The following is a 23675-nucleotide window of genomic DNA, read 5'->3' as shown; positions in this document are numbered from 1 at the left end:
ATTTATGTCTCCGGCGATCGCCTAGCCCCGGGCCATGACCCGCTCGATCAGCTGGGCCGAGCGGTCGGGCCCAAGGTCGTGGGCCAGCGCGGAGCGGAACTGACCGTCCGGTCCCATCAGATAGACGGTCAGGGAATGGTTCATGGTGTAGCCCTCGCCCTCACCGACCTTCTCGTAATAGGCGCGGTACGTCCGGGCGGCGCTGGCGACCTGTTCGGGGGTGCCGGTCAGCCCCACGACACCGGGCGGAAATTCGTCGAAGGATAGATAGGTTTTCAGCGCCGCCGGCGTGTCCCGTTCGGGATCGACCGAGACGAATACGATCTGCAGGTTTTCCGCGGCGGGGCCCAGACGCTGACGGGTCGCTTCCAGAGTGGTCAGGGTGGTGGGGCAGAAGTCCGGGCAATAGGTGAAGCCGAAGAAGACGAGGCTCCATTTGCCCTCGAGCATGGTCTGGTCGACCGACTGCCCATCCTGGTTGACCAGCTGGAAGGGACCGCCGATCGCAGGCTGGCCCGTCGCGGAGCCCCCGGCCACCGCCTGGGTCCGATCGCGGTTGGTGACGACCATCACTGTCACTGTTGCCAGTGCGGCGGCGATGGCAACACAGGCACCGGCGAACAGGAGGATGGAACGGCGTGGCATCGTGTCTCTCGTGGATCAGGCCGACAGGGGCTCGCGACCGGTCTATAGACCCGGCATGAGCTCGAGTGAAACCAGCCCGGCGTCGCAGCCCCCTCCGGCCGGAAACGGCTGGCGCGACCTGCCCCGCCGCAGCCGGGGCCTGTCGCTGCGGACGCTGATCATCCTGCGTTGGCTGGCGGCCCTCGGCCAGACGGCCACGGTCGTGGTGCTGGTGGGCATGCTGCACTTCCCCCTGCCACTCTGGGAGGTCCTGACTGTCATCGGGGCCAGCGTGGTCGTGAACCTGATGGCCATGGCCCGCCTGCGCCAGGCGGATGGCCGTCTCCCCGATGGCCGCCAGACCGCCCTCCATCTGGGCTTCGACATCCTGCAGCTGTCGGCCCTGCTCGCGTTCACCGGCGGCCTGGAGAATCCCTTCTGCCTGCTGCTGGTCGCGCCGGTGACGGTAGCGGCGGCATCCCTGCCGGGTCGCCAGGCCCTGGCCCTGGGCCTGATGGTGCTGATCTCGACAACGTCCCTGTTCTTCTGGTCGATGCCGTTGCCGTGGCAGTCGGGCACCGAGCTCAATCTGCCGCCCCTGTACCGGTTCGGGGTTGGCCTCGCCCTGATCACCGGCGTGGTGTTCACCGCCGCCTATGCCTGGCGGGTCGCGGCCGACGCTGAAAAGCTGGAGCTGGCCCTCGCCACCACCCAGGACGTGCTGCAGCGCGAGCAGAGGCTGGCGGCGCTGGGCGGACTGGCCGCTGCGGCGGCCCACGAACTCGGAACGCCCCTCGCCACGATCCAGGTGGTCGCCAAGGAGCTCCTGCGGGCTTCTCCCCCCGATGGCCCGATCGCCGAGGATGCGCGGCTGATGCTGCTTCAGGCCGACCGTTGCCGTGATATTCTCAAACGGCTGTCCCAGCGCCCCGAGGATGGTGATGAGCTCTATACCGAAGTCGGCTTCAAGGCCCTGCTGAACGAGGTGGTGGACCCCCATCTTGGTTTCGACCTCGACATTGAGGTGGTGGTTCGCACGCCCACAGGCATGGCCGAACCCCATGTCAGACGTCTTCCGGAGGTTGTCCACGGCCTGTCCGCCCTGGTCGAGAACGCGGCCGACTTTGCCGCGACCCACGTGCGCGTCCAGGGGATAGCCGATGCCCAGTGGATCACCGTCGAGGTCCTGGACGACGGCCCGGGGTTTGCGCCGGACATCCTGCCCCGCCTGGGTGAGCCCTATGTGACCAGCCGGCCCCAGGGCAAGGCGCGCCAGGCCCTGGCCGCCCAGATCGCGGCAGCCGCCGCCCGCCCGCCGCGCAAGGGCAAGGTCGCCGCGAGTCAGCCCCCGGCGCTGGATCCCGAGGTGATCCCCAGCCAGGGCGGAATGGGCCTCGGCTTCTTCATCGCCCGCACCCTTCTGGAACGGACGGGCGGCCAGGTCGTGGTCGGTCAGGGGGAAGGCGGCCCGGGCATCAACCGGGGCGCGCGGGTGACCGTGCGCTGGCAACGCCGGTCGCTGGAAGTCTGAAGTTCCCGGCTGCGGCATGCGCTGCATCGCCGCACCGCTTGACCGTGGCTGTAGTCGGGCCGACTTGGGGTCAGGGAGAACACTCATGCCGACCACTGCTGCCATAATGGAAGACCGTATCGCCGGGCTCGAGGACCGCTCGCTCCTGTTGCTGGACGACGATCAGGCCCTGCGCACCCGCCTTGGACGGGCGCTCGAGGCGCGCGGCTTCCAGGTGACGACCGCGGCTTCCGTCAGCGAGGCGATGGACGCCCTGCGTGCCCATCAGCCCGCCTTCGCCGTGCTGGATATGAGGCTGGAGGACGGAAACGGCCTGAAGGTCGTGGAGGCTATCCGCGAGCGGCGGAACGATGCCCGCATCGTGATGCTGACCGGCTATGGGGCGATCGCCACGGCGGTCGCCGCCGTCAAGGCCGGGGCGGTCGACTATCTGTCCAAGCCCGCTGACGCCGACGATGTGGTCAAGGCGCTGCTGGCGACCGGAGACGCCCCCGAGCCGCCCGACAATCCGATGAGCGCCGATCGGGTGCGCTGGGAACACATCCAGCGGGTCTACGAGCTGTGTGACCACAATGTTTCGGAAACCGCGCGGCGCCTCGGAATGCACCGCCGCACCCTGCAGCGCATCCTCGCCAAGCGCGCCCCGCGCTAGGCTGGACGGACCCGCAAAGCCGCCAGCCGGCCGAAGGCGAGGGTCAGGGCCTTTCGGCGGGGGCCGGAAAGGGGGCTGGCTGTCGCGTTGCGCACCACGGCTCCACCAAAGCCATCGGCCACAATCAGTCCCGGTTCCGGCGGCAGGATTCCGTCCGGGAATTCCGGGGCCACGGCGAAATAGAAGGTGTCACAGAAGGGCGCATATTCGGGCCATTTACGATCGACGCGGTAGTCCTCGATCCCCGACTTCACCTCGCAGATGACGATGTCGCCCTTACGACCCAGAGCCATGACATCGGCGCGTCGCCCGTTCGGTAGCCCGACTTCCAGCAGGGGCGCATAGCCCAGGTCGATCAGCAGACGGGCCGCCCCGCGGGTGACGCCCTGGGTGGTCTCGGGGCGGCTGGACACCAGCTCAAGATGGACGGTGGCGGGCATCCGCCTTTATGTTCCGGTTGTGTTCCGTTTTCAAGCGTGCGACGGCTTGGGGGCGGCTTCGTCACCGCCCGGTCTGGATCACGCCGGCGGTGTCGAACCCCGGCGCCCGGACCCGGTCGAGGGTGCGGCATGGATCAACTCTCCGTGGGTCCAAGCTACGGCCGCAGCCCCGATCCGGTTGCCTCAGCGGATGAGTCGCTGCCGGTTCCTCGTCCAGTCCGCCCGTGTCTGACCCCAGAGATCGACGACGGCGTCCTCGAAAGGAGGGGGCAGCCTGCCGGGTCCACCATTGACCGACCCCAGCCGCCGCGCGAGGTTTTGGGAAGGGGCATTGTCGGGGTCGATGGCGTGGATCACATCGTCCCAGCCGAGGACGTCAAAGGCATAGTCCAGACTGGCGACGGCAGCCTCCAGTGCGTAGCCCTTGCCCATCGCATCGCGATGCAGGCTCCAGCCGACCTCGTGCCCGGGCCATCCATGAGGAAACCACGGGCCGATCCGGCCGATCCACTGGCCGCTGGATTTCTCGATGACGGAGAAGAAGCCGACCCCGCTCAGAGCCCAGGCCCCCGCGATGGACATCATCGCCCGCCACGCCTGGGCGGGGGCCTGGGGCCCCCCGATGAAGCGGGTGGTCTCGGGGTCGGCCTGGAAGTCGGCCCACCGCTCGAAATCCTCAAGGGCCGGCGGCCGCAGGATGAGCCGGGCTGTGTGCAGGATGGGACCGGTGGCGGCAGGAGGGCTCACAGCGGATACTCCCGTTCCAGATCGTAATGGCTGCCGCCCTCGCTGAGGACGCTCGAGTACAGGCCGAACCTGTCAACGGGGATCGGCGGCGAGCTCAGCAGATTGTGCCCCGTGATCCAGGCCCCGATGCGGTCGGGATTGGTCTGGGTCTTCAGATAGGCGAGGGTCAGATGCGGGCGATAGACGCGGGGCTCTGTCCGGATGCCGGCCCGCTCGGCCGCCGCCCGACAGCGCCCGGCCAGGATGCCCAGCCGCTCTCCCCCGTCGACGCCGGCCCACAGGGTATGGCTCCGGTGGGCGTCTCCGAAGGCCCCCACACCCTTCAGCTGGATCTCGAACGGCCCCCCGGGGATCCGCGCCAGTTCCGCGGCAAGATCGTCCGCCTGCCGTTCCGGGACGTCCCCGTAGAAGGCCAGGGTCACATGCAGGGCCTCGGCCGGACGCCAGCGGGCACCGGGCAGGCCGCTCTGACGACGGGCCAGGGTGGCGGCCACGTCAAAGGGGATCGGGATGGCCGTGAACAGGCGCAGCATGCGACCGTTCGTAGCGGGTGACGTGAGACGCGGGAAGTCTTCGGAACCCCTGCGGCGCTTCTTCCCTTGCGTAACGGGGCCTGTCCCACGATATTTCCGACATCGGCGGTGGGTCTTTCCACCGCTCCAAAGGGAGAAGACACTCGCGATGAGCGACTTCAGAAACGGTTTTTCGACCCCGGCACCCGCCCAGGCCGACATGGCCGTGGATGCCGGACTGCGCAGCTTCATGCTGGGCGTCTACAACAAGCTGGCTCTAGGCCTGCTGGTCGCCGGGGCGCTCGCCTATGCCACCGGTAATGTCCCGGCCGTACAGCAGCTGCTGTTTTCGGTGACCGCGGACGGCCGCGTCGGCCTGACGATGCTGGGTATGGTGGTCCAGTTCCTGCCGCTGGTGCTGCTGTTCGGCTCGATGTTCTTCATGAAGAACCCGACGGCCGGCGGCGTGAACATGCTGTACTGGGGCGTCGTCGCTTCGATCGGCGCGGGCATGGGCATCCTGTTCCTGCGCTATACGGGCGGGTCCCTCGCCTCCACCTTTTTCGTGACGGCGGCCTCGTTCGGGGCGCTGAGCCTGGTGGGCTACACGACCAAGAAAGACCTTACGGCCATGGGTTCGTTCCTGATCATGGGCGTGATCGGCCTGATCATCGCCTCGATCGTGAACATGTTCATGCAGTCGGGGACGCTGTATCTGATCATCTCGGGTCTGGGCGTTCTGATCTTCGCCGGCCTGATCGCCTACGACACCCAGCGTCTGAAAATGACCTACTATCAGCTGGGCGGAGACCGCGCCGCCATGGGAGTAGCGACGGGTTTTGGAGCTCTGAGCCTGTTCATCAACTTCGTGAACCTGTTCCAGTTCCTGCTGGCTTTCATGGGCGGCAACCGCAACTAGGGCTTCGACTGCGAGACAAACAGGAAGGCCCCGGCGGCAACGCGGGGCCTTTTTCCTATTCGACCACCTGAAATTTCCGGCTGTCGAAGACCCTGAGCACCTGGGCCAGCTCGCGCCCGCGCTTCAGCACCACCCCGCCCTCGCCGATCACCGACCACTGCCCCTGACGGGTCTGGAGCGCGGGGCGTTTTTCGATCCGGTAGGCCGGAGCATCGCCGGATCGCCGGAAGACAGCGAACTCGGCCGCCTCCTTGCCGCCCGCCATGGCGTAGTCCCGCCATTCGGCCTGCGCCACCATGCGGCCGTAGACCCGCAGGATGAGGTCCAGCTCCCGGCGTTCGAAAAACACCGGGCCGCTCCCGGGGGGGCCGTCTCCGGCGGGCGATGGGGTCTCCGCGCTCATTGTGCCAATCTAGGCCCGCCTGCGTCGAACGCCAGTGAATGCGGACAATGTGACAGAGCCATGAAATGGCCCCGTTTCGGTCCTGCGCCGGCCCGTTTGGACGACGATACAGTGATGGTCGGCCTGACGGAGCCTGGATGCGTCCGGATCCTGAACAGCCCCCCCAGCCCCCCTGGATGCGTCCACGAAGGGCTTCGCCGGGCCGACGAACCCTCCAAAGCGAGACGCCCGCCCTGCCTTCCTCCCCCCTCCCGGCATGGCGGGCGTTTTGCTGTCCGGGTCAGCCTGCCGCAGATCAGTCCGGCGCTGACAGGATGACCGTAACGGGTTGATCCTCCCCGACCCGCCCGACCGTCAGCGTCACTCCGCCGTCCCCCCCGAGCAGCGCGCCGAGGTCTGCGAGGCTCGAGACCGGCCCGTTATTGACGGCCGTGACCAGATCGCCCGCAACCAGTCCCTGCCGCGCCGCGAGGGACCCGCCCTCAACGGCCGCAACGAGCGCTCCGACGGCCTCCCCCCGTCCGTCTGACGGCCTCACCTCGCGGAAGTTCGCACCCCAGGCTTCGACGGCGTTGCGCCCGATCTGGACTGTCCCTGCGGACGGGCGTTCGATGGTGACCGTCGTGGCGGTCTCCTGGCCGAAGCGCAGATAGACCAGGGCGATTGCGGTCCCGGGCGGGACGATGCCGATCGTGGCCTGGACCGAGCCGGCATTGGCCACGGGCCGATTCTGGACCCGGGTGATGATGTCGCCGCGCATCAGGCCCGCTCGCTCTGCTGGCGACCCTGGCACCACGTCCTCGACCACGGCACCCCGCACGAACCCCAGGCCCTTCTCGACCGCCCGATCGGCCGTCAGGGAGCCCAGGGTGGCTCCCATCTGGCCGCGCGCGACCTCGCCCGTGGCACGCAGCTGGTCCACGACGAACAGCAGGATGCGCGTGGGCACGGCAAAGGCGATGCCGTCGTTACCGCCGCCCATGTCGCCCGACAGGATGGAGGTGTTGATGCCGATCAGCCGGCCCCGGCTGTCCAGCAGCGGCCCGCCGGAACTGCCCGAGTTCACCGCCGCGTCGGTCTGGATATAGTCCTCGACCGCATCGCCCATGCCCGAGCGCCCGAGGCCCGAGATCACCCCCATGGTCAGGGTCTGGTCCAGACCCAGGGGATAGCCGACCGCAAAGGCCAGGTCCCCGGTGCGCAGGGTGTCGGAATCGACCATTTCCACCTGCGACAGGCCCGAGGCCTCGATCCGCAGGACGGCGATGTCGGTGGCCTTGTCCGACCCGATCAGGACCGCCTCGACCAGCCGGCCGTCGGTCATGTCCACGCGGAATTTCTGGCCCCCCTCCACCACATGGTGGTTGGTGACGATGATCCCTTCCTGCGCATCAATGATCACGCCCGAGCCGCTGGCCACGGCGGTCGGTTCGGTCTGGCCCGTGGTCGGTCCGCCCGAAACGCCCAGGGTGGTGACCTGGACCACGGCGGGAAGCGACCGTTCCAGCCCGGCCGCGAAACTGAACACGCCGCGCTGGCTGTCATAGGGCAGGGGGAAGTTCCGGGCCGGTGACTGCGCCAGGACCGCTCCGGCCGACAGGCCCGTGAGCGTCAGGGCGAGGGTCGTGGCGGTCAGCAATCGTGTGCGCGTCATCAGTCCTGTGTCCTTGTCCGGGGAGCAGACTAGCGCGGGAACCGGGCGATGACGATGGCGCCGGGGCGCGTGACCTCCATCGTCATCCGGTCGCCGGCGATCGCCTCCGGTCCGGGGTGGATTGACAATGTCAGGCGGGATGATCGTTTCTGGGCGGGCAGCGTTCTACCCTTGTCTGTCCCTCACCCAGAGCCCCCCATGAAACATCTCCCCGGTCTTCTTCTGGTCGGCCTGGCCGCCGCCGGCTGTCAGACGGTCCCCGTCGCCGACACCGGCTTTCTGAGCCGGTACGACGGGCTGGTGACGCGGGAGGACACGATCCGGGCCTCGATTCGCCAGAGGCGGGACGACGCGGCGGCCGGGCAGATCGAGGGCGTCTACCTCGAGCCAGCCGTGCTGGTGGGCTCTGCCGGGACCGGCCTGTCGGAGCCCGAGAAGGCCATGGTCCTGCGCGAGGTGGACCGCCAGATCTGTTATGAGGTCAGCGAGCGGTTCACCGTGACCCCTGCGGCGTCAGGGACCGCCCGCTTGCGGACCGGTGTGGTCGAGATTCGGCCGACCGGGGCTGCGGGGTCGGGGGCTGCGGCCATCGCCAACATGCTCATTCCCGGGCCCGGGACGATCCGGGTGCCGGGGACGACCGGCGGGCTGGCGGTCGAGACCGAGCTTGTCGGCCCCGACGGCCAGCAGGTCGCGGCCCTGGCCTGGGCGCGGCGGGCCAATACGGTCGGGACCGATACCCCCTCCCTGTCGCGCGTCGGCGATGCCCTGCAGCTGGCCGAGCCGCTGGGGGACGCGGTGGGCGACACCATCGCGCCCGAGGACCGGGAGGTGCGCGAGATCGCGGATCCCGACCCCTGCGCCCTGTTCGGGCCCCGGACCCAGGCGGTCGGGTTTGTGACCCGGCTGGTGACGGGTCTGTATGTGCCCGAGGTCAACACGGGCTCCGCTCCGGCAGCGGAGACGCCCCGACCCTAGGCGGCTGCCCGGCCGGCTTGTCGGCCCGGCGGGGCGTGATAGCGTCCCGGGCGGCGCGACCCGGCGCCGGTCATAGGACCCTTGCCATGTCCCTGCCTCTGATCCTGACCGTCGCAGCCCTTCAGACGACCGTGCCCGCCGACCCGGCCTCGGCCGAGGCCCGGGCGGTGCTGGCCCCGGTGGAGGCGACCTTCGCCGCCCTCGCGGCGCGCGACGGGACCCGGCTGGCCGCCCATTTCGATCCCGAGGCGCGGATGACCGTCGTGGTTGAGCGCCCAGACGGCGGTCGCGTCTTCCGCCGTCTGACGGCGGACCAGTTCGCCGACGGCCTTCGCCCGGGCCCCGAACGGTTCGAGGAGGTCATGCCTGACCCGATTGTGGCCATCGACGGCGACGTCGCCATGGTCTGGGGCCGCTATCTGTTCCGGGTCGACGGCGCGATCAGCCACTGCGGAGCCAACCATTTCGATCTGGTCCGCAAGGACGGAACCTGGACCATCGCCGCCATCACCTGGAGCCAGCGCACGACGGGCTGCGAGGGATAGGCTTCCGTTTCCTCCCTGTCGCGTAGCGATGGGGCTTGCGGTCGGCTCGTATACGAGCCGACCGCAAGGCTCGGAGCGAAGCGGAGAGACGGAGGGGGCGACACGGTGTCGCCGGCCAGCTCCCTCCAGCCCTCATCTCGAAGACGACCTCGCCCCCTCCGTCACGGCGCTGAAGGCGCGCCGCGCCACCTCCCCACGCCTGCGGCGCAGGGAGGAGAAATCAGAACGCGCTCTCGCCCGTGATCGCCCGGCCCAGGATCAGGGCGTGGACGTCGTGGGCGCCTTCGTAGGTGTTGACGGTCTCGAGGTTCATGGCGTGGCGCATGACGTGCATCTCGCCGGTGATGCCGGCCCCGCCGTGCATGTCGCGGGCCTCGCGGGCGATGGCCAGGGCCTTGCCGCAGTTGTTGCGCTTCATCATCGAGATGGCCTCGGGCACGAAGGCCCCGGTGTCGAGCAGCCGGCCCAGCGCCCAGGCCCCCTCAAAGCCCAGGGCGATCTCGGTCGACATGTCGGCCAGCTTCTTCTGCACCAGCTGGCGTGACGACAGCGGCCGGCCGAACAGCATGCGCTCGCCGACATAGTCGCGCGTGGCATGAAGGCAGAACTCGGCCGCCCCCATGGCCCCCCAGGCGATGCCGTAACGGGCCTTGTTCAGGCAGGAGAACGGGCCGCGCAGGCCCTTCACGCCGGGCAGCAGATTGGCCTCGGGCACGAAGACGTCGTTCAGGCCGATGTCGCCGGTGATGGAGGCGCGCAAGGACAGCTTGTCGCCGATCTTGCCGGTGGTGAAGCCGTCGAAATCGCGCTCGACGATGAAGCCGCGGATGACGTCATCCAGCTTGGCCCAGACGATGGCGAGGTCGGCGATGGGGGAGTTGGTGATCCAGTATTTGCCGCCGTTCAGCCGGTAGCCGCCCGGGGCCGCGACCGCCCTCGTCTTCATTGAGGCCGGGTCGGAGCCGCCGTCGGCCTCGGTCAGGCCGAAACAGCCGATCAGCTCGCCCGCCGCCATCCGGGGCAGGAAGCGCATCTTCTGCTCCTCCGACCCGAAGGCATGGATCGGATACATGGCCAGCGACGACTGCACCGACATGGCAGAGCGATAGCCACTGTCGACCGCCTCGATCTCGCGCGCGATCAGGCCATAGGCGACATGGCTGACGCCCGAGCCGCCGTACTGTTCGGGCAGCATGGCCCCGAGAAACCCCATCTCGCCCATCTCGGTCATGATGGCGCGGTCGAACACCTCGTCGCGGAAGGCGGCCACGACCCGGGGCAGCAGGGCCTCGCGGGCATAGGTACGGGCGGCGTCGCGGATGGCGCGCTCGTCCTCCGTCAGCCGGCTCTCGAGGTCGAAGGGGTCATCCCACCGGTAGGTCTGGGTCAGGGGGGCGGTGCCGTCGGCCATGGGGGATCCTTGCGTCACGTCTGTCGGGCGGTGTCGGCCCCGGTCTAGGCCAGAATGCGCGCGACGGGTAGAGACCGGCGGCGTCGCAGGCTAGGCTGACCCCATGATCCGATCCCTGAACCGACTGTTCGCCGACCACCCGCGCGAGGTGGGCGAGACCTACTGGCACCATGCCGGGGTCGCCGCCCGGATGGGGCTTCGGCTGGCCGGGCTGTCGGCCTGCGCCTTCATCCACGGTCTGGTGCCCGGTCTGCACCGGACCACGGTGTCGGGCGAGATCAGGCGGATGGCCGATGATCTGGGCTACCGGGCCGAGATCGCGCGCGAGACCCGGATGCGGGAGGCGGGCGCCTTCGACCCGGGCCTGTGAGATGAGCCCCCCCGGAGCCCTCGCGGGCGTGCGCGTGCTGGATCTGTCGCGGGTGCTGGCCGGCCCCTGGGCGACCCAGATGCTGGCCGATCTGGGGGCCGAGGTGATCAAGATCGAACGACCGGGCACGGGCGACGACACCCGGCAGTGGGGGCCGCCGTTCACGACGCGGACCGACGGATCGCCGGGCGACGCCGCCTATTTCCTGTGCGCCAACCGGGGCAAGAAGTCGGTCGAACTGGACATGGCCTCGCCGGAAGGCGCCGACGCGATCCGGGCGCTGGTGGCGACCTGCGACGTCGTGGTCGAGAACTTCAAGGTCGGGGGACTGGCGAAATACGGCCTCGACCATGCCGCGCTGGCGGCAATCAACCCGCGTCTGGTCTATTGCTCGATCACCGGCTTCGGCCAGACCGGGCCGCGGGCCGCCCAGGCCGGCTACGACTATATGATCCAGGCCATGGGCGGGTTGATGAGCGTCACCGGCCAACCGGACGGGTCGCCGGGGGCCGAGCCGATGAAGGTGGGGGTCGCGGTGGTCGATCTGGCCACCGGCCTCTACGCCTCCAACGCCATTCTGGCTGCCCTGCTGCACGCCCGGGCGACGGGACAGGGCCAGCACATCGACATCGCCCTGTTCGACGTCCAGGCGGCCATGCTGGCCAATCAGGCGACCAACTGGTTCGTCTCGGGCGTCGCGCCGACGCGGATGGGCAATGCCCATCCCAATCTGGTCCCCTATCAGCCCTTCCCCTGCTCGGACGGCATGGTGGTGATCGCCGTGGGCAATGACGGCCAGTTCCGGGCCCTGTGCGGGGCGTTGGGGGCGGAGGCGCTGGCGGGCGACGACCGCTTCGCCACCAATGCCGGGCGGATCGCGCGCCGGGCGGAGGCGGTGGTGGTCCTGTCGACGCTTACCTCGAGCCTGACCATGGCCGAACTGATGGGGCGGCTGGAGGCGGCGGGCGTGCCGTGCGGCCCGGTCAATACGGTGGATCAGGTCTTCGCCGAGCCGCAGGCGATCCATCGCGGGCTGGAGGTCGAACAGGCGCGTGCCGACCTGTCGGGACCGGTGCGGACCGTGGCCTCGCCGATCCGGATGTCGGTGACGCCGGTCGCCTATGACCGGCCGCCCCCGGCGCTGGGACAGGATACGGCGGAGGTCCTCGCCGGACTCGAAAAATAGTGTCCGGATGGTCCGGATGGTCCGGATCGGCGCTGACAGGGCCACCTCGGGCGGGATGCGATTGTCAAAGACCGGGCGAGAAGCGACGCGCAGTCTGGCATGCCGGTACGTCAGAATCGGACGTAGGCAGGATGGCTCCATGCGAGGTTTTCTAGATCAGGACGTTCGCGTCCCGGCAGAGGTTCACCAAGGTTCGATTGACGGCGAGATGCCCTGCGGCGGAGGATCAGGAAAACGCGCGGCGGGATCCCCGATTGCGTCGATGCGGGCCCAGAATGCCGCCCATTCCTCGTCCGTGCCGGGTACGGTAGGTTCTTGGTCCACTGGCTCGAGCACCACTGCCATGCCTTCCCGTCGGATGCGGACTTCCTTGCCCTCGAACCGATAGGCCTTGGGAAGGCGCACGGCCTGGCTGCCCCCGCTGGTGAACAGCCGCGCCGTGTCGCCCTTTCCCTTCCGCGTCCAGGCGTCGTCCATGGCGGGCCCCATATCTACAGACATAGATACCAAGCCGGGACGACGCCCGGGACAATCAGAGGTCCAGCAGGGCCCTTGCCGGGTCTTCCAGCAGGTCGCGGACGCGGACGAGGAAGGTCACGGCTTCCTTGCCGTCGACGATGCGGTGGTCGTAGCTGAGGGCCAGATACATCATCGGCCGGATCACCACCTGCCCGTTCACCGCCATCGGGCGCTGGACGATGTTGTGCATGCCCAGGATGCCGGACTGCGGCGCATTCAGGATCGGCGTCGACATCAGCGAGCCGTAGGTGCCGCCGTTGGTGATGGTGAAGGTGCCGCCCTGCAGCTGGTCCAGGGTCAGGTCGCCGTCGCGGGCGGCCTTGCCGAGCGCGGCGATGCCCTTTTCGATGCCCGCCAGCGACAGGGTGTCGGCGTCGCGCAGGACGGGCACGACCAGCCCCTTCTCGGTGCCGACGGCGACGCCGATGTCATAGTGGTTCTTGTAGATGATGTCGGTGCCGTCGATCTCGGCATTGACCGCCGGGATCTCCTTCAGGGCCGCGACCACGGCGCGGGTGAAGAAGGACATGAAGCCCAGTTTCACCCCGTGGGCCTTCTCGAAGGCGTCCTTGTACTGGCTGCGCAGGGCCATGACATTGGTCATGTCCACCTCGTTGAAGGTGGTCAGCTGGGCGGCAGTGTTCTGGGATTCCTTCAGGCGGCGGGCGATGGTCTGACGCAGCCGGGTCATCTTGACCCGTTCCTCGCGCGGCTGGTCGGCGCGGGGGGCGGAGGTCGCGGCCGGAGCTGGCGCCGAGGCAGCGAAGGTGGGGGCCGCCGGGGCCGCCTTGGGGGCCGCAGCAGCGGCGAGGGCATCGCCCTTGGTGATGTTGCCCTTGGGCCCGGTCGGCGCGATCGCCTTCGGGTCCAGATTGTTCTCGGTCACGACCCGCTGCACGGCGGGGGACAGGGGGGCGTCGCCGGCGGAGGCACCGGCCGCCGGGGCAGGCGCGCTCGCAGCCGTCGGAGCAGCCGCTGCGCCGGACGCCGAGATCGAGCCGATCGCCTGGCCGGGCGTCACGCTGGTCCCCTCGTCGACGCTGATGGTCAGGACCCCGTCAGCGGGCGAGGAGATCTCGACGGCGACCTTGTCGGTCTCGATCTCGACCAGCAGTTCGTCCTTCCTGACCGTATCGCCGGCCTTCTTCGCCCATTTGCCGAGGGTGCCTTCCGACACGCTCTCGCCCATGGCGGGGACGGTCAGGGTCAGGGTGTCGCCGCCGCCACCGGAGGCGACCGGCGCATCGGCACGGGCGACCGGCGCTGCCGCGGCTTTCGCGGCGGGGGCAGCCTCGGCCTTGGCCGGCGCTGCAGCGGCGGGCGCAGCAGCAGCGGCCCCCTCGGTCACCGAGCCCAGAACGGCCCCCGGGGTGACCGTGTCACCCTCGGCGAACTTGATCTCGGCCAGGGTCCCGTCCGAGGGCGAGACGACTTCCAGCGAGACCTTGTCGGTTTCGAGCTCGACCAGGACCTCGTCCTTGCGGACCGGGTCGCCGGCCTTCTTGCTCCACTTGGCGATGGTCGCCTCGGAGACGGATTCTCCGAGCGTGGGGGTCAGGATGTCGGCCATGGGCAGGTTCCGGTCAGCGGGGCGGTGGGCGTCATATAGGCGATGGACGCGTCAGGCGGGAGACACCTGACGCTGCGGGATCAGGCGAGGGCCTCGGAGGTGAAGGCCTCGAGTTCTTTCAGGTGGCGGCTCATCAGCCCCGCGGCGGTCGAGGCCGAGGCGGGCCGGCCGACGTATCGGGCGCGTTTGGACTTCACGTCCAGCTTGTCCAGCGTCAGCTCCAGCCAGGGGTCGACGAAGGTCCAGCCACCCATGTTCTTGGGCTCTTCCTGACACCAGACCAGCTCGGCGTTGGGGAAGCGGGCCAGTTCGGTCGACAGGGACTTGATCGGCCACGGATAGAACTGCTCCAGCCGCATCAGATAGACGTCGGTGACGCCCTTCTTCTCGCGCGCGTCCAGCAGGTCGTAATAGACCTTGCCCGAGCACAGCACGACGCGGCGGATGTCCTTGTCGCCCTTGATGGTGATGCCCGACACCTCGGGACGCGTCTGGGCGTCGTCGTGCAGGACGCGGTGGAAGGAGGAGCCCTCCGCCATGTCCTTCAGGGTCGAGACCGCCTTCTTGTGCCGCAGCAGCGACTTGGGCGTCATGATGACCAGCGGCTTCCTGAACGGCCGGTGCATCTGGCGGCGCAGGATGTGGAAATAGTTGGCCGGGGTGGTGCAGTTGGCGACCTGCATATTGTCCTCGGCGCACTGCTGCAGGAAGCGTTCCAGCCGGGCCGAGGAATGCTCGGGACCCTGACCTTCGTAGCCGTGGGGCAGCAGCATGGTCAGGCCGCACATGCGCAGCCATTTGCGTTCGCCCGAGGAGATGAACTGGTCGATCACGACCTGGGCCCCGTTCACGAAATCGCCGAACTGGGCCTCCCACATCACAAGGGTGTTGGGGTCGCTGAGGGCGTAGCCGTACTCATAGCCCAGCACCGCCTCTTCAGAGAGGGCCGAGTTGATGACCTCGAACTGGGCCTGGTCGGATCCGAGGTTGTTGAGCGGGACGTAGCGCTCCTCGGTGGTCTGGTCGATGATGCCCGAGTGCCGCTGGCTGAAGGTTCCGCGCACCGAGTCCTGGCCGGACAGGCGGACGGGGAAGCCCTCGTCCAGCAGGCTGGCGAAGGCCAGGCTCTCGGCCGTGGCCCAGTCGATATTGGCCCCGGTGTCGATGGTCTCGCGCCGGGCCTCGATGACCCGCTTCAGGGTCTTGTGGATGTCGACGTCGTTGGGAACGGTGGTCAGCCTGTGACCGAGGTCCTTGAGCTTCGCCTCAGGCACGGCGGTGTCGCCGCGACGCTCGTCCCCGTCGGGCAGGCCGACGCCCTTCCACTGGCCGTCCAGCCAGTCCGCCTTGTCGGCCTTGAAGGTCTTGCCGGCCTCGAACTGGTCGTCGAGGAACTGTTCGAACCGGGCGATCTCGGCGTCGACCTCGGCTTGCGTGATCACGCCTTCCTCGACCAGACGCTTCGAATAGATCTCGCGCGTCGAGGGCTGGGCACGGATCTTCGAATACATGATCGGCTGGGTGAAGGTGGGGTCGTCACCCTCGTTGTGTCCGAAGCGGCGGTAGCAGAACATGTCCACCACCACGTCCTTCTTGAACTTCTGGCGGTACTCGGTCGCGACCTTGGCGGCGAATACCACGGCTTCCGGGTCGTCCCCGTTCACGTGGAAGATCGGGGCCTGGACCATCAGGGCGACGTCCGAGCAATAGGGCGTCGAGCGCGAATTGCGCGGGCTGGTGGTGAAGCCGATCTGGTTGTTGATGACGAAATGCATCGTCCCGCCGGTGCGGTAGCCCTTCAGTCCCATCAGGGCGAAGCATTCGGCGACCACGCCCTGGCCGGCGAAGGCCGCATCGCCGTGGATCAGCAGCGGCATGACCTTGGACCGGTCCAGCGCCCACTGGCTTTCGGGCAGACCCTTGTTGGCCGCGCGGATGTCAAAGGCCTGTTTCGCCCGCGCCTTGCCCAGTACGACCGGGTTGACGATCTCGAGGTGGGACGGGTTCGCGGTCAGCGACAGGTGGACCTTGTTGTCGTCGAACTGGCGGTCCGAGGACGCGCCCATATGGTATTTGACGTCGCCCGATCCCTCGATGTCCGAGGGCACGGTCGAGCCGCCCTGGAACTCGTGGAAGATGGCCTTGTAGGGCTTGCCCATGACGGCGGCCAGGGTGTTCAGCCGGCCGCGGTGGGCCATGCCGATGACGATCTCGTCGACGCCGAGGGCCCCGCCGCGCTTGATCATCTGCTCCAGCGCCGGGACCATGGCCTCGCCGCCATCCAGACCGAACCGCTTGGTGCCGGGGAAGCGCTTGTGCAGGAAGCGTTCGAAGCCTTCGGCCTCGATCAGCTTGTTCAGGATGGCGATCTTGCCTTCCCGGGTGAAGCCGTTCTTCTCGAAGGCGTCAGCGCCTTCAAACCGCTGCTGCAGCCAGGACTTCTCCTCCGGCTCGGCGATATGCATGAACTGGATGCCGATATTGCCGCAGTAGGTGCGCTTCAGGATTGCCAGCACCTCGCGGATGGTGCCGGTCTGCAGGCCCAGCACCCCGTCCAGATAGATCGGCCGGTCCATGTCGGCCTCGGTGAAGCCGTAGAATTCGGGCGTCAGCTCGGGATTGTTGGTGGCGGCCTCGATGCCCAGGGGATCCAGCGTGGCCTGCAGGTGACCGCGGACGCGATAGCTGCGGATCAGCATCAGCACGCGGATGGAATCGTGAGCGGCCGCGCGGACTTCGTCGGCCGAGGCTCCGGCGGGGGCCGGCGCGGCCGCGGGGGCGGCAGGGGTGCCGGCGGCGGGCTTGGCGCGCGGATCGGCCTTGGGGGCGGGCCAGCGGCCGTCGAACACGCCGGTCTCCTCGGTCGGGTCCGGGCTGCGGTTGCGGCCCCAGGCCCCGGCGGCCGAGGCGGCCTGGACGGTGGTGGCGCTGTCTCGCAACTGGTCGAAGAAGGCGCGCCATTCGGCGGAGACGGAGGCCGGATCGGCGGCCCATTTGTCGTGCAGGCCTTCGATGAATGTGGCGTTCGAGCCATACAGGAAGCTGGTCTCGGCAAAGACCTGGTTCAGCCGACCGGCATCGTCCGCCATAGTGTTTCGTCGTCCCGACTTCGGCCCCGGGGTTTGGTAGCGGTCACATCCGCGTGAGGCCAGCGCTTGATATAGGCGCTGTTTCCTTATGGGTCATGACCGAAGGAGGGCGAAAAGGGAGAAAAATTCCCTGTTCCCCTTCGATTCCCTTCTCCCCTTGCGGGAGAAGGTGGCCGAGCCCCCGGTCCGATCTTCGATCGGCCGGAGGACAGGCTCCGCGAGGTCGGATGAGGGGTGACTCCCGATCCTGTCGGCCAGTCCCCCGCTCATCCTGCCCGATATGCGTCCTCGTACCCCTCATCCGCCCCTTCGGGGCACCTTCTCCCGCAAGGGAGAAGGGAAGTCGTCAGCCCTTGAGCACGTCCACCAGGGTCTTGCCGAGGCGGGCCGGCGACGGCGACATGGTGATGCCGGCCGCTTCCATGGCGGCGATCTTGGATTCCGCATCGCCCTTGCCGCCCGAGACGACAGCCCCGGCGTGGCCCATGGTGCGACCCTTGGGCGCGGTTCGTCCGGCGATGAAGCCGGCCATCGGCTTCTTGCGGCCCTTCTTCGCCTCGTCGATCAGGAACTGGGCGGCTTCTTCTTCCGCGCCGCCGCCGATCTCGCCGATCATGATGATCGAGGTGGTCTTGGGGTCGGCCAGGAACATCTCCAGCACGTCGATGAACTCGGTGCCCTTGACCGGGTCGCCGCCGATGCCGACCGCCGTGGTCTGGCCGAGGCCCTCGTTGGTGGTCTGGAACACGGCCTCATAGGTCAGGGTGCCCGAACGCGAGACGACGCCGACCGAGCCCTTCTTGAAGATGGAGCCCGGCATGATGCCGATCTTGCACTCGTCGGGGGTCAGGACGCCGGGGCAATTGGGGCCCAGCAGGCGCGACTTCGAGCCCTCCAGGTGCCGCTTGACCTTGACCATGTCCAGCACCGGGATGCCCTCGGTGATGCAGGTGATGAAGGGGATCTCGGCGTCGATGGCCTCGATGATGGCGGCCGCGGCCCCCGCCGGCGGGACGTAGATGACCGAGGCGTCGGCCCCGGTGGCGTCCTTCGCCTCGGCGACCGAGGCATAGATCGGCAGGCTTTCGCCGTTCGACCCGGTCCAGTTGGTGCCGCCCTTGGTCGGGTGCACGCCGGCGACCATCTGGGTGCCGTGATAGGCCAGGGCCTGTTCGGTGTGGAAGCCGCCGGTCTTGCCGGTCAGGCCCTGGACGATGATTTTCGTGTTCTTGTCGACGAGGATGGACATGGGTCTATCGATCTCTGGATGTGTCTGTCAGCAGGGCGGTGGCGGAGAGGCGTGAGCCTCAGCCGACCGCCGCGACGATCTTCTGGGCGGCGTCGTCGAGATCGTCGGCGGCCTGGATGGTCAGGCCGCTCTCGTTCAGGATCTTCTTGCCCAGTTCGGCATTGGTGCCCTCGAGGCGCACGACCAGCGGCACCTTGAGGCCCACTTCCTTCACGGCCGCGACCACGCCCTCGGCGATGACGTCGCACTTCATGATGCCGCCGAAGATGTTGACCAGGATGCCCTGGACGTTGGGGTCGGCGGTGATGATCTTGAAGGCCGCCGCGACCTTGTCCTTGCCGGCGCCGCCGCCGACGTCACAGAAGTTGGCGGGTTCCTTGCCGTACAGTTTGATGATGTCCATCGTCGCCATGGCGAGGCCGGCGCCGTTGACCATGCAGCCGATGTTGCCGTCCAGCGAGACATAGGCGAGGTCCCATTTGGACGCCTCGATCTCCTTGGCGTCTTCCTCGGTCTCGTCGCGCAGGGCCTTCATGTCGTCGTGGCGGAACAGGGCGTTGCCGTCGAAGCTGACCTTGGCGTCGAGGACGCGCAGGTGACCGTCCTTCATGACGATGAGGGGGTTCACCTCCAACATGTCCATGTCGGTCTCGACAAAGGCTTTATACAGGACGGGGAACAGGGACTTGCCGTCCTCGGCGGCCGCGCCGGTCAGGCCGTAGGCGGCGTTGATCGCGGCCACATTGGCCTCGGTCACGCCGGTCGAGGGGTCGATGACGATGGTCTGGATCTTCTCGGGGGTGTCGTGGGCGACGGTCTCGATGTCCATGCCGCCCTCGGTCGAGACGACATAGGCGATGCGGCCGTGGGCGCGGTCGACCAGCAGGGAGCAGTACAGCTCGCGGTCGATGTCGGCCCCGTCCTCGATGTACAGGCGGTTGACCTGCTTGCCGGCCTCGCCCGTCTGGGCGGTGACCAGGGTGTTACCCAGCATTTCCTTCGCATGGGCCACGGCTTCCTCGACCGAGAAGGCCAGGCGCACGCCGCCCTTGGCGTCGGGGCCCAGTTCCTTGAACTTGCCCTTGCCGCGTCCGCCGGCGTGGATCTGGGACTTCACGACATACAGCGGGCCGGGCAGGGACCGCGCGGCGGCCTCGACCTGATCGACCGAGGTCACGGCGACGCCCGCGGCGACCGGGGCCCCGAAGCCCTTCAGAACCTGTTTGGCCTGGTATTCGTGGATGTTCATGGAAAGACCGCCGCGATCGCTGGGAAGGATTGGCCGCGCTTATAGGCGCGACCCCTTCGCAGGCGCAACCGGCCCGGCTCTAATCGACCCAGTCGCGCTTCAGCGTCCGCGAGGCCCCGATCAGCAGGACGGCGGCCAGCAGATAGAAGCCCATGCCAGTATAGATGGCCCAGCGCAGGCTCTCCTCGCCAAACCGCGGGGCCAGCAGGTCGCTCATCCAGCCGAAATAGAAGAAGCCGACGGCGATCCCGAGCAGATTGTTGATCAGCAGGAACAGGGCCGAGGCGGTCGAGCGCATCGGCGCGGGCACCAGATGCTGGATCGAGGCCGTGATCGGCCCCAGCCAGGCCAGGTTCAGGCCGGTCGGGATCAGGAAGATCAGGAAGGCCAGGATCAGCTGCTGGGCATTGGTGCCGCCGCCCGGGATGACCAGACCGATCAGCCACGGCGAGTTCATCGCCAGGATGAACATGGGGGCCGAGATGAGGAAGGCGATGGCCGGGGTCAGGGGATAGGCCCCCTTGCCGCGCTTCGACAGCTTGTCGGCGATGGCCCCGCCGGCCCAGATCCCGAGGACCCCGCCGATCAGGGCGATGCCCGAATAGTACCAGCTGGTCTGGGCGAGGGTCAGGCCGAAGCTGCGCATGAAGAACAGCGGGAGCCAACCGGCGACGCCATAACCACACACCGAGGACGAGGCGGCGCCCAGGGCCAGCAGCCAGAAGCTGGGCTTGGGGATCACCGCCGAGGCGGTGCGCCGCGCGATGGTCAGGGAGATGCCGATGACCACGGCCAGCAGGCCGCCAAAGGTGAACAGCAGCGGATTGCCGAGGTCGAGGCCCGCGAAACGGATCAGGGCCGCGAGGATCAGCGCGCCTGCGCCGATCCCCAGCATGATGCGCGCCGCGATCGTCCCGGCGGCACCCGAGCCCACTTCCGGCGCGGCGGCGATGACGGCCAGCTCCGCCTCGGTCTTGGCGATATCGGTGCCGCCCCGGGTCGGGTTGCGCACGGTGAACAGCAGCAGGGGGGCCAGCAGCACTCCGGCCAGACCCACGACCACAAAGGCCGTGCGCCACCCGTAGGTGGCGGCCAGCAGCCCGCCGACGAGGGTGCCCGCCGCCGTGCCCAGCGGAATGCCGAAGGCGAAGGCGGCGAGCGCCCGGGCACGTTGGTGCGGCGGGAAATAGTCGGCGACGAGGGAATAGGCCGGGGCGACCCCGCCCGCCTCGCCCACGCCCACGCCCATGCGAAACAGGAACAACTGGGTGAAGGAGGTGGCCATTCCGCACAGGGCGGTGAAGCCGGACCAGACCGCCAGGGCCCCGGTCATGATCCAGACCCGGCTGTAGCGATCGGCCAGCCAGGCGAGGGGAATGGCCAGGGTCGAATAGACCGAGGCGAAGGCGATGCCGCCCAGCAGGCCGAATTGGCTGTCCGACAGGCCAAACTCCGCCTTCAGCGGAGCCGCCAGGATGCCGATGATCTGCCGGTCCAGGAAGTTCAGCATATAGACGAGGATCAGGATCGCCAGGACGTAGTAGCGATAGCCGGGCCTGACGGCCGGAACGGTCGCGGATGCGTCACTCATGGGCTTCCTCCTGGGTTTTCGTTCTTTTCACCGACCGTAGCGGTGGCGGGACAGGCTGCAAAGAAAAAGGGCGGCGGCCCGTTCGAACCGCCGCCCTGCTGTCGTTTCCAATCAGGCCGGTCTCAGAACTTGACCTGGAGCGAGGCCGTCACGGTCCGCGGGGGCCCGTAGTAGCCGATCTGGCTGTCGTTGAAGACCGCGCCCGGGAAGGTGTAGCCACCCACGCGATATTCCTCGGCGGTCAGGTTCTTGCCGAACAGTCCGAGGGTGTAGCGGTCGCCCGGCGCGGTCCAGACCACCGACAGGTCGACGAGGCTGTAGGCCTCCTGATCCAGCAGCGGGTTGGGGAATTCGAACAGGCTGTAGTCGTCGCGGAAACTGATCGACGGCGTCACCGCCAGCTCGCCGCCCATGACATCGCCCGACCAGGTCAGGCCCAGATAGCCCGTGTACTGCGGGGCGTTCTGCAGCACGACGAGGCTGGAGATGTCCTCGAACTGCTGGGTCGTCAGGTTGAAGCGCAGGAATTCGTCGAACTGGGCGTCCAGATAGCCGACCGCGAAGTTGGCCGTCAAATTGTCGCTGAAGAAGATCGCGCCCTCGAACTCGGCTCCCGAGATGGTCGAGGAGCCGACGTTGTCGACGAAGCTGGCGATGCCACCGACGGCGGCCACCTGGGTCGTGACCTGCTGGTCCTCATACTGGTTGTTGAACACCGCCGTGGAGAAGGACAGGCGACGGTCGAAGGCCGATCCCTTCAGGCCCAGCTCGAAGAATTCCACCGTTTCGGGGTCGTACCCGTTGACCGTGTTCGGCGTCAGGATGGCGTCGCCGCGCATGTCGAAGCCGCCCGACTTGAAGCCACTGGACCACGACGCATAGCCGGTGATCTGGTCGGAGAAGTCGTACGAGGTCGTGAACTTGGGCGAGACTTGGGAATAGGAATCGGTCCGGGTGTAGTTGGTCCGCAAGAGGGTCGGGGCGCGGACGGTGCCGCCGGTCAGGGGGCTGCGGGTCGCGCCGGCGTAGTTGGCGCGGAAGACCTCGCCGGTCTTCTCGTCCTGGGTGAAGCGGCCGCCCAGCGAGACGTGCCAGCGGTCGGAGATGTCGATGTTGACGTCGCCGAAGACGGCGAGGCTCTTGGTCTGGACCGAACCGGCGGTGCCGATCACGATGCCCAGATTGCCGGCCACGGTGTCGAACGCGCCTGCCGCGGTGCCGTCCAGATAATAGACCCCGACGACGCCCTGAAGGCGGTCGGCGTCGAACTGGAGCTGGAACTCCTGGGTGAACTGGTCGTCCGTATAGAAGGCCGGAATGTCGAGCGTCGGACGCGGTGTGTTGTCGAAATCGATGATCGTGTCGGTGTCGCCCTCGCGATAGGCGGTGATCGACTTGAAGGTCCAGGTGTCGTTCAGGACGACCTCGGCCGTCAGGGACAGGCCCTCGGTGCGGACCGAGTTGTCGTCGCCGGCACCCGCGCGGGTGTCATAGACGCTGCCCGGCACGCCGGCATCGGCTCCGGTCCCGGCCACTTCGCGGTGGCCGTGACGGGGGTTCGAATTGTCCTCGACCACGTCATAGGCGAGGCGGAAGAAGGTGGTGTCGGTCGGTTCCCACTCCACGCTCAGGCGGCCGCCGAGGACGTCCTTGTCATAGTGTTCGGCACCGGTGTTCAGGTTCCGGCCGTAGCCGTCCCGATCATAGCTGGCGACCGCGCCACCGATGCGCAGGGTGTCGCTGATCGGCAGGCTGCCGGAGGCGAGCAGATCGATCTGGTTGTAGGAGCCGTAGGCCCCCTTGAGGGTCAGTTCGGCCTCGTCACGGTCCAGCCGGCCCGTCACATATTTGATCGCGCCGCCGACCGTGTTGCGGCCGTACAGCGAGCCCTGGGGCCCGCGCAGGACCTCGATCCGCTCCACGTCATAGATGTCGAGCACCGCGCCCTGCGGGCGGGCGATATAGACGTCGTCGACATAGAGGCCGACGCCGGGCTCGAATCCCCACAGCGGGTCCTGCTGGCCGACGCCGCGAATGAAGCTGATCAGGGTCGAGTTGGAGCCGCGCGCGATCTGGACGGTGGCGTTCGGCGTCTGTTGCTGCAGGGCGGTGATGTCGGCGGCCCCGGTCTGTTCAAGGCGTTCGGCGCTGAGGGCCGAGACCGCGACCGGCACGTCCTTCAGCTGTTCGTCGCGGCGGCGGGCCGTGACGACGATGTCGTCCAGCGCCGTCTGTTCGCCCTGCGGTACGGCGTCCTGCGCCATGACCATGGTCGAGGCGGCGCTCCACGCGGCCCCGGCCAGCAGTACGCTCTTCATGAGTCTGTTCATGTGAAACCCCTTCCCAATGTTGTTTCCAGGCCGTCGACGCTTTTATTCAGCGTTCGATGATTTTCACGGAAACTGACGACCTTTGCGGTCGCTGTCAAACGGCCGC

At 68.0% G+C, this 23675-nt stretch carries 21 protein-coding genes; 7 read left to right on the top strand and 14 right to left on the bottom strand.

All coding sequences use genetic code 11. The features are described from left to right. Positions 1-21 precede the first annotated feature (21 nt). Complete coding sequence (locus tag SJY26_RS03280; RefSeq protein ID WP_396594732.1) at positions 22-645, bottom strand: SCO family protein; 624 nt, start codon at positions 643-645, stop codon at positions 22-24. 55 nt (positions 646-700) lie between these two features. Between SJY26_RS03280 and SJY26_RS03275 the strand changes: the two genes are divergently transcribed. Both SJY26_RS03275 and SJY26_RS03270 read left to right on the top strand, forming a co-directional pair. Beyond that, a complete protein-coding gene (locus SJY26_RS03275) occupies positions 701-2155 on the top strand; it encodes an ActS/PrrB/RegB family redox-sensitive histidine kinase (protein WP_396594731.1) in 1455 nt (484 codons plus the stop codon). 106 nt (positions 2156-2261) lie between these two features. Beyond that, entirely contained in the window at positions 2262-2807 is a 546-nt protein-coding gene (locus SJY26_RS03270; RefSeq protein ID WP_396595695.1) for an ActR/PrrA/RegA family redox response regulator transcription factor, read from the top strand. Here the strand turns inward: SJY26_RS03270 and mmcB are convergent. From mmcB to thpR, 3 genes are all read right to left on the bottom strand, one after another. Then, on the bottom strand, positions 2804-3247 hold the full coding sequence (gene mmcB / locus SJY26_RS03265; RefSeq protein WP_396594730.1) for a DNA repair putative endonuclease MmcB: 444 nt from the start codon (positions 3245-3247) through the stop codon (positions 2804-2806). The genes SJY26_RS03270 and mmcB overlap by 4 nt on opposite strands. Before the next feature lie 183 nt (positions 3248-3430). After that, on the bottom strand, positions 3431-3994 hold the full coding sequence (locus SJY26_RS03260) for a GNAT family N-acetyltransferase (RefSeq protein WP_396594729.1): 564 nt from the start codon (positions 3992-3994) through the stop codon (positions 3431-3433). Further along, the gene (gene thpR, locus SJY26_RS03255; protein ID WP_396594728.1) at positions 3991-4527 is read right to left on the bottom strand and encodes an RNA 2',3'-cyclic phosphodiesterase; all 537 of its coding nucleotides are present in this window, start codon (positions 4525-4527) and stop codon (positions 3991-3993) included. Before thpR ends, SJY26_RS03260 begins: the two co-directional genes overlap by 4 nt. 148 nt (positions 4528-4675) lie before the next feature. Between thpR and SJY26_RS03250 the strand changes: the two genes are divergently transcribed. Continuing rightward, positions 4676-5425 (top strand): Bax inhibitor-1/YccA family protein, encoded by a 750-nt coding sequence (locus tag SJY26_RS03250; RefSeq protein WP_396594727.1) that lies wholly within the window; start codon positions 4676-4678, stop codon positions 5423-5425. A 55-nt stretch (positions 5426-5480) separates the two neighbouring features. Here the strand turns inward: SJY26_RS03250 and SJY26_RS03245 are convergent, their stop codons facing one another. Continuing rightward, positions 5481-5828 (bottom strand): DUF2794 domain-containing protein, encoded by a 348-nt coding sequence (locus SJY26_RS03245; RefSeq protein ID WP_396594726.1) that lies wholly within the window; start codon positions 5826-5828, stop codon positions 5481-5483. A 295-nt stretch (positions 5829-6123) separates the two neighbouring features. Continuing rightward, positions 6124-7482: a trypsin-like peptidase domain-containing protein gene (locus tag SJY26_RS03240; RefSeq protein ID WP_396594725.1), complete on the bottom strand. Its 1359-nt coding sequence runs from the start codon at positions 7480-7482 to the stop codon at positions 6124-6126. A gap of 198 nt (positions 7483-7680) precedes the next feature. On the opposite strand from SJY26_RS03240, the gene SJY26_RS03235 reads away from it, so the two are divergent. After that, complete coding sequence (locus SJY26_RS03235; protein WP_396594724.1) at positions 7681-8460, top strand: DUF3313 family protein; 780 nt, start codon at positions 7681-7683, stop codon at positions 8458-8460. An 86-nt stretch (positions 8461-8546) separates the two neighbouring features. Continuing rightward, positions 8547-9005 (top strand): DUF4440 domain-containing protein, encoded by a 459-nt coding sequence (locus SJY26_RS03230; protein WP_396594723.1) that lies wholly within the window; start codon positions 8547-8549, stop codon positions 9003-9005. 220 nt (positions 9006-9225) lie between these two features. Here the strand turns inward: SJY26_RS03230 and SJY26_RS03225 are convergent, their stop codons facing one another. Continuing rightward, complete coding sequence (locus tag SJY26_RS03225) at positions 9226-10416, bottom strand: acyl-CoA dehydrogenase (RefSeq protein ID WP_396594722.1); 1191 nt, start codon at positions 10414-10416, stop codon at positions 9226-9228. Between the two features lie 103 nt (positions 10417-10519). Between SJY26_RS03225 and SJY26_RS03220 the strand changes: the two genes are divergently transcribed. Continuing rightward, positions 10520-10786 carry a DUF6356 family protein gene (locus SJY26_RS03220; protein ID WP_396594721.1) on the top strand — a complete coding sequence of 89 codons (267 nt, stop codon included), beginning with the start codon at positions 10520-10522 and terminating at the stop codon, positions 10784-10786. Between the two features lies 1 nt (position 10787). Continuing rightward, positions 10788-11972: a CaiB/BaiF CoA transferase family protein gene (locus tag SJY26_RS03215; protein WP_396594720.1), complete on the top strand. Its 1185-nt coding sequence runs from the start codon at positions 10788-10790 to the stop codon at positions 11970-11972. 183 nt (positions 11973-12155) lie between these two features. Here the strand turns inward: SJY26_RS03215 and SJY26_RS03210 are convergent, their stop codons facing one another. From SJY26_RS03210 to SJY26_RS03180, 7 genes are all read right to left on the bottom strand, one after another. Continuing rightward, positions 12156-12449: an antitoxin gene (locus SJY26_RS03210; RefSeq protein ID WP_396594719.1), complete on the bottom strand. Its 294-nt coding sequence runs from the start codon at positions 12447-12449 to the stop codon at positions 12156-12158. A 55-nt stretch (positions 12450-12504) separates the two neighbouring features. Next, a complete protein-coding gene (gene odhB, locus SJY26_RS03205) occupies positions 12505-14061 on the bottom strand; it encodes a 2-oxoglutarate dehydrogenase complex dihydrolipoyllysine-residue succinyltransferase (RefSeq protein ID WP_396594718.1) in 1557 nt (518 codons plus the stop codon). An 80-nt stretch (positions 14062-14141) separates the two neighbouring features. Then, positions 14142-17150 (bottom strand): 2-oxoglutarate dehydrogenase E1 component, encoded by a 3009-nt coding sequence (locus SJY26_RS03200; protein ID WP_396594717.1) that lies wholly within the window; start codon positions 17148-17150, stop codon positions 14142-14144. Between the two features lie 346 nt (positions 17151-17496). After that, positions 17497-18399 carry a succinate--CoA ligase subunit alpha gene (gene sucD, locus SJY26_RS03195; protein ID WP_396594716.1) on the bottom strand — a complete coding sequence of 301 codons (903 nt, stop codon included), beginning with the start codon at positions 18397-18399 and terminating at the stop codon, positions 17497-17499. 58 nt (positions 18400-18457) lie between these two features. Beyond that, the gene (gene sucC / locus SJY26_RS03190) at positions 18458-19648 is read right to left on the bottom strand and encodes an ADP-forming succinate--CoA ligase subunit beta (RefSeq protein ID WP_396594715.1); all 1191 of its coding nucleotides are present in this window, start codon (positions 19646-19648) and stop codon (positions 18458-18460) included. 79 nt (positions 19649-19727) lie between these two features. Next, positions 19728-21239 carry a spinster family MFS transporter gene (locus SJY26_RS03185; RefSeq protein ID WP_396594714.1) on the bottom strand — a complete coding sequence of 504 codons (1512 nt, stop codon included), beginning with the start codon at positions 21237-21239 and terminating at the stop codon, positions 19728-19730. Between the two features lie 122 nt (positions 21240-21361). Beyond that, entirely contained in the window at positions 21362-23569 is a 2208-nt protein-coding gene (locus SJY26_RS03180; RefSeq protein ID WP_396594713.1) for a TonB-dependent receptor, read from the bottom strand. Positions 23570-23675 lie beyond the last annotated feature (106 nt).

It is taken from the genome of Brevundimonas sp. R86498 (assembly GCF_044598075.1).
In the GTDB taxonomy this organism is placed as follows: Bacteria; Pseudomonadota; Alphaproteobacteria; order Caulobacterales; family Caulobacteraceae; genus Brevundimonas.
Note: the sequence above shows the minus strand (reverse complement) of the source record. Positions and strands in the feature narration are given on the sequence as shown.

What these genes read in the sequence shown, in the direction of transcription:
- SJY26_RS03245 (WP_396594726.1), bottom strand. Translation starts at nt 5,828, where the DNA reads ATGAGCGCGGAGACCCCATCGCCCGCCGGAGACGGCCCCCCCGGGAGC.
- SJY26_RS03185 (WP_396594714.1), bottom strand. Translation starts at nt 21,239, where the DNA reads ATGAGTGACGCATCCGCGACCGTTCCGGCCGTCAGGCCCGGCTATCGC.
- sucC (WP_396594715.1), bottom strand. Translation starts at nt 19,648, where the DNA reads ATGAACATCCACGAATACCAGGCCAAACAGGTTCTGAAGGGCTTCGGG.
- mmcB (WP_396594730.1), bottom strand. Translation starts at nt 3,247, where the DNA reads ATGCCCGCCACCGTCCATCTTGAGCTGGTGTCCAGCCGCCCCGAGACC.
- SJY26_RS03220 (WP_396594721.1), top strand. Translation starts at nt 10,520, where the DNA reads ATGATCCGATCCCTGAACCGACTGTTCGCCGACCACCCGCGCGAGGTG.
- SJY26_RS03210 (WP_396594719.1), bottom strand. Translation starts at nt 12,449, where the DNA reads ATGGACGACGCCTGGACGCGGAAGGGAAAGGGCGACACGGCGCGGCTG.
- SJY26_RS03240 (WP_396594725.1), bottom strand. Translation starts at nt 7,482, where the DNA reads ATGACGCGCACACGATTGCTGACCGCCACGACCCTCGCCCTGACGCTC.
- SJY26_RS03280 (WP_396594732.1), bottom strand. Translation starts at nt 645, where the DNA reads ATGCCACGCCGTTCCATCCTCCTGTTCGCCGGTGCCTGTGTTGCCATC.
- odhB (WP_396594718.1), bottom strand. Translation starts at nt 14,061, where the DNA reads ATGGCCGACATCCTGACCCCCACGCTCGGAGAATCCGTCTCCGAGGCG.
- sucD (WP_396594716.1), bottom strand. Translation starts at nt 18,399, where the DNA reads ATGTCCATCCTCGTCGACAAGAACACGAAAATCATCGTCCAGGGCCTG.
- SJY26_RS03215 (WP_396594720.1), top strand. Translation starts at nt 10,788, where the DNA reads ATGAGCCCCCCCGGAGCCCTCGCGGGCGTGCGCGTGCTGGATCTGTCG.
- SJY26_RS03270 (WP_396595695.1), top strand. Translation starts at nt 2,262, where the DNA reads ATGGAAGACCGTATCGCCGGGCTCGAGGACCGCTCGCTCCTGTTGCTG.
- SJY26_RS03250 (WP_396594727.1), top strand. Translation starts at nt 4,676, where the DNA reads ATGAGCGACTTCAGAAACGGTTTTTCGACCCCGGCACCCGCCCAGGCC.
- SJY26_RS03230 (WP_396594723.1), top strand. Translation starts at nt 8,547, where the DNA reads ATGTCCCTGCCTCTGATCCTGACCGTCGCAGCCCTTCAGACGACCGTG.
- SJY26_RS03180 (WP_396594713.1), bottom strand. Translation starts at nt 23,569, where the DNA reads ATGAACAGACTCATGAAGAGCGTACTGCTGGCCGGGGCCGCGTGGAGC.
- SJY26_RS03225 (WP_396594722.1), bottom strand. Translation starts at nt 10,416, where the DNA reads ATGGCCGACGGCACCGCCCCCCTGACCCAGACCTACCGGTGGGATGAC.
- SJY26_RS03200 (WP_396594717.1), bottom strand. Translation starts at nt 17,150, where the DNA reads ATGGCGGACGATGCCGGTCGGCTGAACCAGGTCTTTGCCGAGACCAGC.
- thpR (WP_396594728.1), bottom strand. Translation starts at nt 4,527, where the DNA reads ATGCTGCGCCTGTTCACGGCCATCCCGATCCCCTTTGACGTGGCCGCC.
- SJY26_RS03235 (WP_396594724.1), top strand. Translation starts at nt 7,681, where the DNA reads ATGAAACATCTCCCCGGTCTTCTTCTGGTCGGCCTGGCCGCCGCCGGC.
- SJY26_RS03275 (WP_396594731.1), top strand. Translation starts at nt 701, where the DNA reads ATGAGCTCGAGTGAAACCAGCCCGGCGTCGCAGCCCCCTCCGGCCGGA.